We start from the raw sequence: 16210 nt of genomic DNA, 5'->3' as shown, positions 1-16210 counted from the left end.
ACCATACATAGGTTGCCAGACAGTATGCCAGTGTCAGTGACAGCAGAATCAGCTCTGCAGGTTTAATCAGGTACATGAAAGGTCCGTACAGTTCAGGATGAGTGCTACTTACATCGGTCTGTTTCACTGAAACTTTAGGGATCCCTGCCTGGAAACATGTCAGTTCAGGTCATGTATCTGGTGGTTAAAGCGCCTGGCTACAGGCCTGATGCTGTTTGCGACGCCCTTTATCTTCGTACATGGCGGCATCCGCATCGTGTAAGGCGCTGTCCGGGGTGCTGACGGACGGATCGACGTGAATAATACCGATGCTGGCACCCGCATAATCTATCTTCGTGCCCGACAGATAATAGCTGCCGATCAACCGTGCCGAAAGACGATTTTTGAATGCCGTTACGGATGCGGTCTGAGCGTCTGAGACATCAAGGGTGGCAATAATAAATTCGTCACCGCCCAGGCGTCCCAGCACATCATCCTCGTGCGCCAGCTCTTTCAGACGCTCGCCAATGGCCTGCAAAAACTCATCCCCTGTTTTATGCCCGTAACGATCGTTAATCTGCTTGAATCCGTCGAGATCGATAAAGGCCATCAGCAGAGGATGTGTTGTGTTGCGTGCATGGGCGAACAGTTTCGGCAGGTGCGCGAACACGGCCCGGCGATTGGGCAGGCCGGTCAGTTCATCCGTAAAGCTGACAGCGGTCAGCATGGCGTTGGCTTCCTGCAGTTCTTCTAACAGCTGCTCTTTACGGATGTACTGGGAAATCAGTTCGGCAAACAGGTTAAGCATCTGCTCGGCACGTTCGGACAGTTGCTGCGCCTGAGAACTGGCTGCGCAGAGCGTACCGTATAATGCGCCGTCGCCCAGCATCACCGGAGTACTGACATACGTGGTGATCCCCAGCGCTTTTGCCGCTTCAGAATCGCCCCAAATCGCAGGAACATCACAGGTGAAACGCCGCCCTTCGTCCAGGGCACGTTTACACAATGTGTCTTCCCAGGGGACAGAAAGGCCTTCCGGGATCTGCATTGTTTTGCTGTTACGCGCGTACACAACGTGCTGCCTGATGCCGTCCGCGTCGATATGGGTCAGATAGGTGGACTCCATTTCGGTGACCAGCTCCAGCATCTCTAACAGCTGGCGCACGAACCCTTCGAGCGTTTTTTCCGATCCAAGCGCGGTGGAAATGCGCTCAATCAAATTTTCCTTCATAGGCCAGATTTCCCGGGTAGTGGTGTGGAGATAAAATAACGCAAGGCATGCTGTGTGAATAAAGGGTAACGCTTTATATTTATTGGTTTTTATCGACGTTTATTCAGGTGTCATAATATCGGCCTGAAGCCGCGAGTTTAAGTCTATCATCGGATTGTGGAGGAAAACATTGAGAGGAACAGGAAAAAGGTGGGGCTTTAGGAATAAACTGATTAAAGCAGGGCCGGATAGCACCGGCCCTGCTGAGTTTATCGCAGGTTCGCTAACGTCATATTCTGTGGCCCGTTAAACAGGTCGTTTTCCAGCGTGGTTTTCTCATTCTCTACCTGGAAGCGGGTGACCGACTGCTGCAAATTCGCTACCTGCTGTTGCAGGGAACTGGCCGCCGTTGCCACCTCAGAGACCAGTGAGGCGTTCTGTTGTGTCACGCCGTCCATCTGATGAATGGCAATATTAATCTGCGAGATGCCGCGCGTCTGCTCCCCGGAAGCCAGCATCACTTCATCCATGATTTCGACCACTTCTTTCACGTCGACCATCACTTCATTCATGGTGTTGCCCGCCGTTTTCACCAGCCCGACGCCCTGTTCAATGCGGCGAAGAGAGTTATCGATCATTGAGCCGATCTCTTTCGCGGCCGTTGCGCTACGCTGAGCCAGCACCCGCACTTCAGAGGCCACCACCGCAAAGCCACGACCGGCTTCGCCTGCGCGCGCCGCTTCCACTGCCGCGTTCAGCGCCAGCAGGTTGGTCTGGAAGGCAATGCCATCAATCACGCCAACAATATCACCGATTTTAGCCGAACTCTGTTCGATGGCGCTCATGGTCGACACCACATCAGACACCACATTGGCGCCGCGTGAAGCCGATGCCGAGGCTTTCTGCGCCAGTTCGTTGGCTTTGCGCGTGTTGTCCTCGTTGTTTTTGACCGTCGCCATAATCTGTTCCATGCTCGACGCGGTTTCATCCAGCGAGGCCGCCTGCTGCTCGGTACGGCTGGAGAGGTCGATATTGCCGGAAGCGATCTCCTCAACGCCTGCACCAATTGCGTCAGTACCACTACGCACGACCAGCACCATATTTTCCAGCCCGTCACGCATACGCTGTACGGCGGCAAACAGGTGAGCGATCTCATTTTTGCCGCTGGCATCAATACGCGCACGTAAATCGCCTTCAGCGATGCGGTCAAAAACCGTAATGGCATTGTTCAACGGTTTGACCACCAGGTTGGTCATCACTGACCAGGCCAGCCCGGCCACCAGCAGGGCGCAGGCGATAGCGCAGTAGAGGATGAACTGCATATTGCTCACCCGATCGTTGGAGTCTTCATAGGCGATATCAATGCTCTTCAGCTTAAAGGCGACCAGGGATTTTGAGGCTTTATCAAAGGCGGCATAGAGTGCGGTCGACTTCCCGGCACGCTGGCGATAGTCGTCCAGATTACCCGCTTCCAGCGCGGCAAACGCCGGGTCAATAAAGGTTTTCATCAGGGTGTCGCGTGCGGTGGCCATTTCTGTGGCAATCACCTGTTCTTCTTCTGACTGCGGGTATTTCAGATAGTCCTGCCATTTCACCCCGGCACTCTCTACTTTGCCTCTGGCGCGTTCTAAGGCGATTTTGGCTTTCTCCGTGTCGCCATTGACCATCAGTGATTCATACAGACGTAAATCTAATCGGCCGCGCAGGAGCAGCTCGGAGCTTTCATTCAGTGCGACCAGCCCTGGCAGTACTTCGGTATCCACGCGGGCAAACGATTTATTGCCCGACTGGACTGCGACCAGCCCCAGCACACCAACAAAAAGTAATAATGCGGCTAATGAAAAAATCATTGCGCTGAGCGCGGTGCGGATCTTTATTTTACGAAACATAGCGGATTCCCTGTTGCCGTCTTGATAATGAGGAAAAAGAGTGGTGTCGGAAATAAAGGCATAATAAAAAATAAAAGACCGGACGCGATACGTGTCGCTTCCGGTCAGGTACGGCTGTTAATGATTCGGGTGTTCCCGGGTGCTGGCTAAAAATGACTTCAGTTTCTCGTTATAAAACTTTGCTGACATCATGGTGCCATGTCCGCTGGTCTCTGCACTGGCCGGAATAAGCCATAGCTCGGCCTTTTTTATCTTGTTTAATTCGCGGTTCAGCGTGCCGGTTTCTACCGGGTTGCGTTCATCATCAGCTGAGTTAATGATCAGCATCGGTGCGGTGATACGGTTTAATGCAGGTTGCGCATTATAATTCGCTGACGATCCCCAGATATAAATAAAGTCGTTGGCGTCTGAAGTCAACGGGGCGGCCAGGCGTTCGTCAACCAGCTTATCGGCCAGCGCACGCGTTGGCGCTTTATGCTGATACGCCAGCGTGCCGCCGGTGGTGGCAATACTGAACATAATGCTGGCCGTTTTCAGCGCGGGTGGCTGCTGACGGTAATTGCCTTCAGCCCAGGCCGGATCGCCCTTGATCGATTCAATCAGCATGCGGCGCATCATCCAGTTCCGGCCGGATAACTCAGCAGGCTGCGATGCCATTGGCACCAGGGCATCCATCATGCCCGGGTATTGTTCACCCCATAGCCAGGTTTGCATTCCCCCCATCGAATAGCCCATTACCAGGCGTAGATGGGAAATGCCAAGCCCTTCTTTAACTAAGCGATATTGCGCGGTGACCATATCGTTATAATCGTAGTGCGGAAACGCCATGCGCAAACCGTCGGATGGTTTGGATGATTTTCCTGACCCAATACTTTCCGGCATGATGATAAAATATTTGCTGATATCCAGCGCCTGGCCGGGGCCAAATAATTCGCCGCCAAATCCCTGGGCTAATAGTGCTTTTATTGGCTGGTTAGTTCCGTGAAGTAATAATACAGCAGGTTTACTACTGTCACCCAGCGTGTAGTAATGAATGCGCAGGTCTTTCAGTTTTTCACCGCTGTTAAAGGTGAATTCCGGTGCAACCCAGTCGGCTTCTTTCGGTGATAACACCGTGCTGACTGCCTGTGTTAAAGGTGACAGGCTTAACAGAATGAGGCCTGTTAACCCTGATACGATACGGTTAGCCATAAAAACAACTCATCGGTAAGGAAGGCGTATTAGATGGCCGATGTTAATGTCAATTGAGATAAATCCCAATAAACATAAACATCTTCAATGATAAAAACAGATTATGTTCTGATTGTTGCTGTTTACGCGAGATGTTTTCCAGCGAATTTTTATTACGCTAACACATCCGATATTCCACTTTCGTCTTCCCTGAATATTTCTTTAGTCACGTTTTCATCTTAATGTCATTTCCCTGTCACTTACCTCCCTACTGGAAAAGCTTAGTTCAATATCTTTGTTCGTTCTGAACGGAATGTCGGGTATCTCTGTCTGTCACCTGACAGGAGGATGGTATGTTTCAGGCAGCATCATTATTAACCGGGGCCGCAGCGCTGCCGGAGGTGTGGCGATCTGCCATTATCAGCAAGATTGGCCAGGCCAATGTGAAACTGATCCGCATGGGCGGAGACGGGATACCGGATGAAGTGCATGAGCATTTTGCCGAGCTGCTGGTGGTGATTGACGGGCAGATGGATCTGGAGGTTGACGGGCAGGTGGTGATGCTGAAAAGCGGTGACTATTTTGTGATACCACCGGGCAGCCCTCATCGGGTATTGCCCGGCAGCAGCGGCACATTACTGCTGGTGGATGCTGATTAGGCATTACCAGGCGAGTAATTTTCCGCTGTAATCAATGTAGTGGTGCCCGCCTTTGCTACGCCAGGCGACCAGCTGATCGGCAATGCCACCCGCGCTCTGGGCCACCGTCAGCGGGGCATTTTTTCCGCCCATATCGGTTTGCACCCAGCCCGGATGCACGCAGAGCAGCGTCTGGCCCTGGGCGTCGGTTTTTGCTGACAACCCACGCGCCAGCATATTCAGCGCCCCTTTGCTGGCCGCATACAGCGGATACGTTGCATCAGGGTTTTCATTCAGACTGGCGAGCTGCGAGGTCATCAGTGCCAGAATGCCGCTGCGCGCTTTAACCTGAGGCAGCAGCGCTTCAGCACAACGCAGCGGCGAGAAGGTGTTGGTCATAAATAGCGCCATTAACTCTTCATCGCTGGTGCGTGACAGCGTTTGATGCTCCGGGCCATAGACGCCTGCATTAATAAAAACCACATCAAACGACTGACCAGCCAGCCCACTCACTAATGCGTCACGCTCATCGGGCAGATTAATATCCAGCGTCAGCCAGCGGATGGCCGCCGCACTGTCCGGCGTGTCCTTGCGCGTGGTGGCGGTGACCTGCCAGCCGCGTTCGGCCAGGGTGTTTGCCAGGCCTAAGCCGATACCGCGCGAGGCGCCAATGATTAATGCCTGTGGAGTTGTCATTATCGGGTCTGCCTTATGGTGAGAGGGAAAATCTGACGGGTATTCTGTTATGTCCTGCCAGGCACAGTAACAAAAACCCGTCAGTTCAGGCAAACGTCACGGACGCGGTTACTTCAGCAAGTCGACCAGCTTAGTGATGCCGTCGTATGCCTGCTGCCAGGTCGGCATATCATCCCAGCATGCGGGGCGCGAAGACTGGTTGAGCTGCAGGTCTGGCACATCATTAATCAGGAAACCGCCCCCACGCAGATAGAACCCCTGCAAGTCACAAACCCGGCTGAACTTAGTGGAGGAGGGCGTCATAAAATCAGCAATCTTTTTCAGATCGCTGCGCGTTTTCGCCAGGGCGGAGGGCGATGTGCTGAAGCTGCGAATATCATTAGCCAGCTCCACCACTTTGTCATCGTGGATAGCATCATCAATATTGATAAATGCGCCGTTGCTGACCCAGCTCACCAGGTAACCTGCGCAGGTTTTCGCTTTGTCCTCCGCGCATTTTAGCGGTTCCAGGATGCCAGGGCGAAAATCAACGGTGGCCAGTCCGGCCTTTTTGACATCCGACAGGTTTTTAATTTCTTCCTGAATCAACGTATGGCAGCTTTTATCTTCACTGTAGGCTGCCTGTTTGCACACCAGCAGCCCGATGGTCGGAATACTCTTAATCTGGCAGGCCATCTTATCTTCACCAGAAGGCGTGCTGGCGCAGAAAGAAGGGTAGCTGATATCAGGTTTGATACTGTTAATCTTGTTTTCTGCCTGCGAAAAATCATCGGCATAACTGCTGGCTGATGTGATGGACAACAGAACAAACAGGCTGAGGATAGAACTTTTCATCGTGTAGCTCCTGCAATCAGTAGGGGGAGGGGCATTGGGGAAACGCAATAGCTGCGAACCGTGCAGATATGCCGGATCACGGCCAGTACGGTCTGGTTTAACTGCTCTGCCAGTGGGCTGAACAGGCTGAGGTCAATCGCTTGCTCGTCGGGCTGTGGCGACACGCGCAGTGCATCGCCATAGAACTCTTGCAGTCGCTGCGCCAGCGCGGCATGTGATGGCGGAAAGACGATCGTCTGCTGGCCGTCCCAGGGGGCGGAATGCCGTTCTGGAGCCGGGTAACGTTGGCTAAAGGTGGCAGGATGGCGCACCGAGCGCATCTGTTGCAGCAGCTGAAAATTGTCGCGGTAGTGCGGATTGGCAGCGATATGCTCCCCCTGGCGGCAGTAGCCGGAGGATTGCGGATGATACAGATGGAAAATCGTTCGCTGTCTGTCGGCGGTGTAGTCTATTTTTCCCAGAACGCCGACCTTATGGAACCATGCGTTATCTTCGCCGCCCCAGCCCTGAAACGGCTCCGGCATCCCGCCGTGATGCAGGATAAAATCGGTACGCACCAACACTGCACCACCCTGTGCGCCCTTGCGGCTGTAAAACTGATGTACCGGCTGACAGTCGGCGGGCTGAAGGTTGCCCAGTTGGATCTGTTCGCTCTCTTCCGCGCTGAGGTAATCGACCCTGTCCCAGGGGATCAGGCAGTCCAGTCTGCGGCTTTCGCACTCTTTGCGCGCCTGTTGGACAAAATTTTCCGGCAGCAGCAGGTCGCTATCCAGCCACAGCAGGTGCCCGGTGCTGACAAAAGGCAGTGCAATATTCATCGCGCGTGATTTACTGAAAGGCCGATCGGTGCAGGCAAACAGATAGTCGTCGGCCAGCTCGCTGGCGATGTCGCGGGCATGTGGCTGGCGATCCAGCTCGACCACAATCACTCGCTGCACATCAGCCTGACTTTTCAGCGCCTGTAGTACGCTACGCAACGGTTGCAGGCGCCCTTTTCCGGCAAAAGGAATAATCACGCTGACCCCGGCGATGAGCGTGTGCTGTGTCGGCAGACACGGCGGGGCGACGGGCACGGGGTGCGGCTGCCGCTGTGGTTCTGGGAAGGCGGTGGCAGGCATCATTTTTTGGCGTGCCTGCTCCAGTGCTGGCAACCAGAACTGCCGCCACTGCGCTGTGAAGTCCCAGTGTTGCAGGAGCCACTGGCGGTTACGGGCGCCGAGTTCACTCAGGCGCTGCGGGCCGAGCGCGATCAGCTCGGTCAGTACCGCTTCCAGCGTGTCGAGGCTGGCACAGACAAACGGCGATGGGCTGTTGTCGGTACACTGCGTAAACACCTCGCGGATAGCGCTTTCCAGCCCCAGGCCGTTAATCACCACCGCACCCGCTGCCAGCCCCTCAAGGCTGTTGCGGTGATAGCTGCCGGTCACACACTCATCAATCACAATATGCGCACGACGCTTAAGATCCATCGACTGCCGGAAGCTGACCTGGCCTGAACCGGTGGTCAGTAGCTGTAGCGGGTAGCGCTGTGCCAGCCGTTGTAGTATGGCCAGGGTCGTGGCGTAACCTTTTGAATGCCAGTAGAGGCGGTGCCCGGTAGGGTATTTCTCATGTTTTCCGCTGGGGGTATAGGCAATGGTGATACGCGCCTCTTTTTCCCCTGCGTTAAACAGCGGGTTCCACAGCGGCACCGGATTGGGCACGGCACACCACTGCGAAAATTCGGGGAGCGACGCCTGATACTGAGCCACCACCATGCCCGGCAAGCCCCGTTTTACAAACTGCTGATCGACATTCCACATATAGTTGTGCGCCAGGGTGATCACCGGCTTATGACGCAAAATTTCATTATGCTGTGCGGCGGTGTGCCCGTTATGGACCACCACCACATCGGCTGCTTCCAGCAGTGAGCGGGCGACATCGGGCTGCTGCTGCCACTCGACATCGCGCTCAAACTCCACGCCGTTACCATACTGATGCGTTGCCCATACCGTCCGGCAGCGGTGCGGCGTACAGCGTTCGATGCACTCACTTAATAGTTTGGGTACCCCGGCGACCGGGGTGGTGGCATAGGAGACAATATTCAGCGATTTGGCCGTTTTCGCCTGGGCGGCGAAGGCGGCCAGCGGCTGCCGGGGCAGGGTGTCCACGGCGCTGGTTTCACTGAGGTTGACCAGCTCCACGCCCTGGCGTGCGCAGGCGTCTGCCAGGCGGGCGTACTCCTGGCGGATACGGGCGATCTCGCCGGTTAACGCGTGTCGTCCGGTGTGGGCAAAAAAATGATGGTCGGTGAAGTCAACGCCGATCAACCCGATGCGCTTCGCCCCCATAAACAGCGCCAGGCAGGCCGCGACATAGGTTGAATTGCGCGTGTACGGCAACGAATCCGTAGCGCTGACGTCAACGCCCCCGCGCTGACCCAGCAGAAAACGCACCACATTTGGATGGTCAATTCCCAGCTGCAAATGGGTAAAAACCGCCTGCGCCCGCGAACCGGCAATCGGGGCAAACCGTTCGGCGGTAAACTGCTGACGGCCATTCAGTACCACCAGGTAATCGGGGTGAAATTTGCGCCCGATATCATTCACCCCGATGGTGATGTAGTGCTCTGCCTCATGAAGCTGGTTCAGAGAGCTGCCGCAGCCGCAAACCAGGATGCTTTCACCGGCATGGCGCTGCTGAAAATCGGCTAAGCGGGTAGGAACAGGCTGAATACTGAACCCGGTCGGGCGCATTGTGACCATAACACTCCCCCTCTAAAGGTGGTTAAACAGCACAGGAATACAATTAATCTGCACCAGCGGCAGTTGCTGGCCATTAACGGAGCCGAACAGCGTGAAGGCGATCTGGACTTGTGCCTGCAACTCCGGTAAATGGCTAGCCTGATACCACTGCCAGACCTCTTCTGCCACCTGGTCTGCCAGGGTATCCGGCGAGGCGCTATCCAGTTGCAGGGCGTTGATCAGCTGTACGGGTGACTCCATCAGCAGAGCGGCACCGGGAACCAGCGCACAGGCATAGTTTATTTGCAGATTAATCATCGGGTTAACGCCCAGATCGCTGACGGCTGTCAGTGGCGTCATTATCTGCTGGATGATCTGTTGCAGTACCGCCAGGCTGATCGCCGCAACATGAACCTCCGGCAGGCTGTCGCGTTCAATCAGAGGGACCAGCGGGGCCGGGAAATGAATGCTGTCGGTCTGATAGACAAACAGAGGATTGGTGGTCTGCCCCGGCACCAGGTCGGCATTGCGGACGGTCCAGGCGGTAAACTGCGCACTCTGATAATCGAGGATCGCCAGCGGTTCCCATGCCAGCGTGGTGCGGGTAAAGACGGGCGGTTGTTTCAGCGTGAAAGAGAGGCTCCACCAGCCGTCCTGTTGCTGTCTGGCCTGGCTCCGATCGGGCTGCCATACGGTGTTCCCGCCCAGTTGAACCGATGGCCAGATGGCCGGATTGTTACCGCCCTGCTCGGTACGTGCCAGCAGCATAAGGGTGCTGCCACGGTAGCTGAGGCAGAAATGGTCGATCTCATTAAGCTGAGCGGCCAGCATCCGGGGCAGGTCCCAGTGGGTCGGCCAACTGTCAGCAACCTCCTCGACCCGTGCCAGGAAGCGTTCTACCACGGTGGAGGCGCTGCCGGTCAGGTTGCCGTAGGCCTGCTGCTGAATGCTGTCCAGTTCGGACGACAGCTCCGGCCAGTCGCGTGTAAAGCGTGCCAGTGCGGCGAACAGGTTATCAAGCAGCTGCGCATTTTGTTGCTTGTGGCTGAGCAGCATCGGCTGATTGGGCAGCAGATTGCGGGTAAAGTCGAAATAGAACTGATCCTGATCCTGTAGATCCAGTGACACCTGAACCTGATAACGCCATTGCAGTGCCTGGGCAATTTCATCGGCTAACGAACCGGGGCTGGACGACGGTGACGCGATGGTCACGCCGTTACCCTGTTGCGAAACCAGCATCGGCATGGGCGGCTCAAACGGCAGTGGGATCGGGATGATCGCCTGATCCTGCGGTGAGCCGATGGATGTAATCGGCATCTTCAGCAGCGGGCAGTCCGGCAGAATAAACTTCAGCCAGCTGCTGGGGACGTAGCCGTCCTGGGCGTGATCCGGGGCGAAATCATGCTGCAGATAGCTGGCCTGATAGGCTAACGGCAGCGAAATAGAGGATTGATCGCCCGGTTTTGCCACCGTCAGCAGGCTGGTGGCCCACTGGGAGCCGGTTGCCAGATCCAGAGTGACCGGCGTGAACTGATACAGCTTGCTGTTCTCTGATTCGGGTGAAACGGAGGCAGGCTGTTGCAGGCTGCCATAGAGCTGCGGTGCCTGCTGAGGGCTGACATCGTCAGCAATACCCTGCACGGTAACGCTGACCGGGGTCTGCACAATGGTCGAAACGGTGTAGGCACTGGAGAGGTTTTCCAGCAACGCCTGCTGTAACCGCAGCTGCGCGCTGTGCAGATCTCCGGTCCCCGTCTCTTTTTCCAGCACCGGCACCAGCCCGGAAGGGATCGCCTTTGCCAGCTGCTGTTTTTGCTGCATCAGCCGATCGTAATAATCGGTCTGATTCTGCGCATCGAGCAGCGCCACGGCAACGCCCATTGTAGGTGACAGGAAGGCATCAAAGGCGCTAAAGAAACGGCTGGCCCAGGCATCCATATCGACATCGTTATACTGCATATTGTCGACCATACCGCTGCGCGGAATGGTATTCAGCGGGCGCAGCGCGAAGTAGAGAGGGTCGCTGGCAAAGGTAATATTAAATCCCTGGCTCTCACTGAAACGGACTGACCAGAGATCCTGCGGCTGCGTGCTGTCGCTGCTTATCTGCTCCCCGGCACGCTGGGCGAGTTTCAGACAGCCCTGCTTGCCATCGAACCCGGCAAAAGCCTGCTCAAAATTCAGGGCAAATGTATTCAGGCTCAGGTCATCGCTGTCCGGGCTGGCAGTGGCAGACACGGACCCGGCAGGAGGAGCCATCGTCAGCCGTGCCAGCAGCGGATAGCTGACCTGACAGACCTGCGGCAGTTTTTCCACCACGTCGCTGTCCACCCGATCGCTATCGCGCCACGCGCCGATACTGACCCCAATATCGACGATATCGTGTGCCTGTTGCATCAGCAGGGCAAACGGCAGGCAGAAGGAGAACGTCTGGGTCAGAGGAGGTGCGTCCGGCGAGGTGACGGCCGCTGACGGGCTGCCGTGAATATGGCGGTTAATCTCCCCGAGGATCAGATCGGAGAACGTCAGCAGCATCGGGGTCGGGTCATCGGGCAGCGCGCCATTCAGCAGGCTACAGGTCAGGGTGAAATGGGTCTGCGGGTCGTTGAGCTGGTCAACAATGCGCAGGAATTTATCGCGCATGGTGCACCATTGTGACAGAGGGCTGTCACCGGGCGAGGCCTGCGTATCAACAATCCCGGGGCTGAACTCCAGTTCAATCCGCAGCCAGGCACTGTCCGCTGTGTTGTGGCGAAAAGCGTAGCTGCTTTTTAATCCCGGCCACTCGCCCAGTGCGATCAGCGGGTCGCTGTACAGCGGGGTAAAACTGTCGCTATGCGGCGCGGTCAGCGGGTTGCCGTACATATCGCACAGGCGGAATGACAGGTTGGCTGTCTGGCCGATAATCGCATACGGGTTGCTGCTGGTGGTGCAGAACGGCACCAGTGGCACCAGCTGTTGCAGCTGCCATTGTGCCCCTGGAGAGGTGGACGTCGCGTTATCCGTTGGGCCGACGGGCAGGCTCCACACGGAGTCACGGTAGGTTGTGCCATCACCATCAATGCGGTACTGCATCAGGTGATACAGATGGCTGACCGGAATGGACGGGGCCGGGGAGGGGGCGACGGCGGGCGTCCAGTTGGCGGCAAAGCCGATATTGCCCGGTGCCAGCGCCGACTGCCAGGCGTACAGCGGTTCTCCGCCAGCATCGTATAGCTGGCACACCAGCGCGGCGATCTGGCTGTTGGCGTCGATGCGCAGGCCGTTGTGCCAGGGGGCGAGCGACAGTCTGCTGGTCGCCGGGGGGGGGAATTCGACCACGATCATCAGGTCAGCCGTGCCGGCCTGACTGCCGTCCACGACTTTCTGTGCGGGATCATCCGGTGAACGGGTAGAGGCAGCCGTATCGGCAAACAGCGTATCCGGCAGCCCCTGCCCGCTCAGGGTACGGTAGTGCAGATAATACCCTGGCGCCCGCACCACGCTCAGTTCCCAGACCAGCCGCAGGAAACGCTGCGCATCACTGACCAGCGCCGCATCATTATCCACGGGCAGCGTCGCCAGCATCATACTGTGCATCCGGCTGACCTGCTCAACCTGGTTCAGCGTTGACAGGTTGAGTTTGGCCAGCAGAGCCAGCGGGTCAAGCGCGTCCGACACCCACTCCGTGCTGCCCTGCGGCAGGTACAGCAGCCGCAGGGTGGCCCCGGAAAGATCGCTTTGCAGCGCCTGATAGATCAGCTCGCGGGTGGCTTCGTCAGTGCCGTTCAGCTGGTAGATATTGGGCTGCACTTTAGGCTGTGGTGAGGCCGGGGATGCACCGCTGTAGCCGCTCGTGCTGACCTGGGTCAGCGACAAACGAATTTGCAGTGTGGCAACGCCGTTGATGCTGGCGTTAGCCACATCCTCATCCTTGTCGCTGCCTTCCAGGCTGAGCTGTAAGCGGGCCTGATCGGGCGGCAGGCTGAGCAGTGCCTTCAGGCGATTGAGCAGCGGCTGCGGGAAGGGGAATAGCGTGCGGGCATTATGCTCATCCTGCCAGGCCAGGCTATTTTTCAGCTGGTAACCCAGAGGGGCGGAGAGTACCGCAGGCAGCGGTTTCACCAGCAGGGTATCTGCCGTGATCGGGTCGGGCGACGCCGGGGTATGGTGGAATACCCACTGTGGGTCAGGGTTGTCCGGCAGTGACGTCGGAAGATCAAACTGTGCGCTGGCACTGGCGGGGCTGGCATCAGCAAACTGTACCCAGTCAACTTCCAGACCTGGCGTGAAACGCAGCGTGGCTGAGGTCTCCAGCGGGCTGCTACTGACCGCATACTGTTGGCCGGAAAGCAGATACAGCGCAGAGGTGGGGATGCCAGCAATATTGAGCGGCGTCACTTCCGGTGGCATCTGTGCCGGATCGGGCAGTTGCAGGCCCGACATCAGATAGCGTGAACCAAAACCGGCAATGCTCCAGTAGGCCAGATTATCCAGCAGTTCATTCAGTTCCTGCGTCGGGTTGCCGGTAAGGAGTTCCGGGTCGAGGGAGGCGAAAAATGAGAGCGGATTATCCACCTCACTCTCCCCTGCGCGGGTCTTTTTCGCCCACTGCCGGAGCCGGGTTTCCTGCTGTTTCTCATACTGGTCTGCATCCTGGATCAGCGTGTCCAGCGTGTAGCGGGCAATCATCAGGAAGTAGTCGCCAAACAGATAGCTGGCCATGGCTGGCCCTTCCTGCGGTGAGGCCTGCGCACGCAGAAGAGCGTCCGGCGTGCTGACCGTACGCTCGCTGGCGACCAGCCCCACGTTGTCAAAATAGAGGTTCAGTGCTTCGGTGTAATTATCCGGCGTCGGGTTAAAGCGGCTGAAGTCGACGCTGCTGCCCCCGGTATCCAGGCGTAAAATATCGAACATCGGCAGTACGGCTGCGGTATCAAACGGCGTCTCACCCGCACTGACGCCGCGCAGCTGGAAACGGATCGTACTGGCGAAAAAGGCCTCCAGCAGGGTGCGGAAGCCGTTTTTGCCACCAAATACCGGAGAGGGATCGGCGCTGCCGCTGCCCAGCAGGACGGATAGCTGCCGTAAGGTGGCAGACAGCGGCTGGTCGGCGGCCGGTTCCGGCACAAAGGTCAGTAACCATTTCACCAGTTTAATGATCAGCACTTCATAGCCGGTGGCGGCCCCTGGCGATGCCAGCGGCGGCGTGTTGGGGGCGGGGCACGCCATGACCAGCGAGGCAATCAGGTTGACGGCAGCCTGCTGCTGGTCATCCCAGACCACGGTGGGTTGCAGCACAAACACCACATCCAGTGGGGTGGTCACCGTTCCGCGCACTTGCGCGCCGGGCATGGCGCAGAAACGCAGCGGCTCATGCACATCATGCAGCGGGCGCAGGGCACCCGCCAGCTGCATGCGTTGCCGCGTGGCATATTCCCGGGCGTGAGTGACCATTTTCTGCCAGTGCTGCGGTGCGGATGACATCACATTCAGCCCGGGAGCGAGCGGTCCATTCAGCGAGGCCCGGGGGCCTTGACCAATATAGAAGGTATGATTAACCGTGGTGTGGAAAGAGAGGTGGATAGTAAAGAAAATCACTTTGAGCGAGACGCTGACGCTGACCGAAGCCGAAATCGGGATCACCGTCTGATAACCGGTTTCAAACGCGACCCCGGCGCTGACGCTAAAGCTGACCATCACCGAGGCCTTAATAATCGCCAAATCGACACTGCCCTGAAGCAGCACAGAAATTGAGGCGCTACCGGCAAACCAGTAGTGATCGGGTGTGTTACCTATTGAACGGCCATTTTCCCATGCCAGTAACCCCTGGAAGCTGGCTGACAGATTGACGGCCAGGCTGGCGCTGAGCGGACCTGCGCTGATACTGATACCCGCAGTGACCGCCACACCAATACCGAATTCCAGAATTGGATTGTAATTGACGCTGGGCAGCGCACCCGGATTGTCACCGCTGCGCAATTTAGCAAAGTAGAACCCGGCCCAGCCGGTCAGAATATCGAAAGAGATGCCGATGGCATTGTCAGGGGTGACCGGCCAGCCAACGTTGATGCGAAAATCCCCGTTGGTGTAAATCCATGCGGAGAACCCGGGCAGAATCAGAATAAACCCTTCCAGCGGGATACGGCGCATGCCGTAGGGCAGCGTCAGCGCGCCATAATAAACCCCGAGGTTTGGCCCCAGTTTCTGATAGAGAATTTCAAACAGCAGCCCGCTAAAGAATGAGGGTGGGCTGGTCATCGGAATACTGACCTCAAGGCCATACATCGCCGGGTCGTTAAACAGTAAACGCAGGCGCAGTTCACGGATCTCAACGTCTGCGGCAATAAACCAGTCACGATCCGGATGGTAAAAATCGCGTGCCAGCTGGGTGATAATGGTTTCCGGGTCGCTGCCAATCAGCTGAGTTTCCAGCTCCTTAAAGATGATATCCATCGGGTTACCGCTGGCGGGCACCTGAGTGCGGGGGCCAACGCGCTGGCCGATGCCAAGATAATTCAGTTTGAACGCCGAGACGGAGTTTTGCGCAGGCAACGGGAACGGAAAGTTCACCAGCTGCTCTTTGCTTTTGGGCGCGGGGGTGCTCTGGCTGTTGCTGTTGTTGTTGTTGCTGACTGGCGTTTTAATCCGGGCCTTGACCGTCAGGCCATCACCGGCGCCGTCATAACCGATCACCAGCCCGGTAACGGTGATGTCCGGTTCGATGCTGATATCGAAACCGTGCCCCTGATAATGCACCCCCAACGACAGCTCTTCTTCCAGCGTCAGCAGCAGAAATGCACTGGTGTTGCCGGTACTGCCATCAGGGGTGATCCAAAGAGAGGGAAAAATCTTCCTGTCCATAACCTGCTGCCAGGGGCCGGGTGGAATGGTGGGCAATGCCACGCCGGTCACAGATTCAAGCTGACTGCTAAACACATCCCAGATATCGTTGATAGAAATGGGCTGTTCCGTTTTCAGTGAAAATGAGAAGGGGCCACCGGCCACCTGCAAATCCACATTCATCGGTACACCAAACGCGCTACCTGCAATTTTCAGAATGATATCAGTCATAGTCAGCCAGTCGGTTAG

Annotated in this window: 8 protein-coding genes; 1 reads left to right on the top strand and 7 read right to left on the bottom strand. The window is 56.8% G+C overall.

Annotated elements, in window-relative coordinates; translation table 11 throughout:
- Positions 1-184: 184 nt before the first annotated feature.
- The 3 genes from ACFL9S_RS12030 to ACFL9S_RS12020 form a co-directional block, all read right to left on the bottom strand.
- Positions 185-1210 (bottom strand): sensor domain-containing diguanylate cyclase, encoded by a 1026-nt coding sequence (locus tag ACFL9S_RS12030; protein ID WP_405262143.1) that lies wholly within the window; start codon positions 1208-1210, stop codon positions 185-187.
- 248 nt (positions 1211-1458) lie between these two features.
- Positions 1459-3078, bottom strand: a complete 1620-nt coding sequence (locus tag ACFL9S_RS12025) for a methyl-accepting chemotaxis protein (protein ID WP_405262142.1) — start codon at positions 3076-3078, stop codon at positions 1459-1461.
- Positions 3079-3195: 117 nt separating this feature from the next.
- Positions 3196-4269, bottom strand: a complete 1074-nt coding sequence (locus ACFL9S_RS12020) for an alpha/beta fold hydrolase (RefSeq protein ID WP_405262141.1) — start codon at positions 4267-4269, stop codon at positions 3196-3198.
- A 332-nt stretch (positions 4270-4601) separates the two neighbouring features.
- Between ACFL9S_RS12020 and ACFL9S_RS12015 the strand changes: the two genes are divergently transcribed.
- Complete coding sequence (locus ACFL9S_RS12015) at positions 4602-4907, top strand: cupin domain-containing protein (protein ID WP_405262140.1); 306 nt, start codon at positions 4602-4604, stop codon at positions 4905-4907.
- A gap of 3 nt (positions 4908-4910) precedes the next feature.
- On the opposite strand, the gene ACFL9S_RS12010 is transcribed toward ACFL9S_RS12015, so the two are convergent.
- The 4 genes from ACFL9S_RS12010 to ACFL9S_RS11995 all read right to left on the bottom strand — a co-directional run bounded on the left by ACFL9S_RS12010 (position 4911) and on the right by ACFL9S_RS11995 (position 16192).
- Entirely contained in the window at positions 4911-5585 is a 675-nt protein-coding gene (locus ACFL9S_RS12010; protein WP_405262168.1) for an SDR family oxidoreductase, read from the bottom strand.
- A 105-nt stretch (positions 5586-5690) separates the two neighbouring features.
- Positions 5691-6416, bottom strand: a complete 726-nt coding sequence (locus tag ACFL9S_RS12005) for a hypothetical protein (protein WP_405262139.1) — start codon at positions 6414-6416, stop codon at positions 5691-5693.
- Positions 6413-9160 carry a glycosyltransferase gene (locus ACFL9S_RS12000; protein WP_405262138.1) on the bottom strand — a complete coding sequence of 916 codons (2748 nt, stop codon included), beginning with the start codon at positions 9158-9160 and terminating at the stop codon, positions 6413-6415. The genes ACFL9S_RS12005 and ACFL9S_RS12000 overlap by 4 nt, the downstream gene beginning before the upstream one ends.
- Before the next feature lie 12 nt (positions 9161-9172).
- Positions 9173-16192, bottom strand: coding sequence for a hypothetical protein (locus ACFL9S_RS11995; RefSeq protein WP_405262137.1), 7020 nt, complete (start codon positions 16190-16192; stop codon positions 9173-9175).
- Between the last annotated feature and the right edge of the window lie 18 nt (positions 16193-16210).

It is taken from the genome of Erwinia sp. AnSW2-5, assembly GCF_045107195.1.
Classification (GTDB): Bacteria; Pseudomonadota; Gammaproteobacteria; order Enterobacterales; family Enterobacteriaceae; genus Erwinia.
The sequence above is the reverse complement of the archived record's forward strand: the minus strand, read 5'-3'. Positions and strand labels throughout refer to the sequence as shown.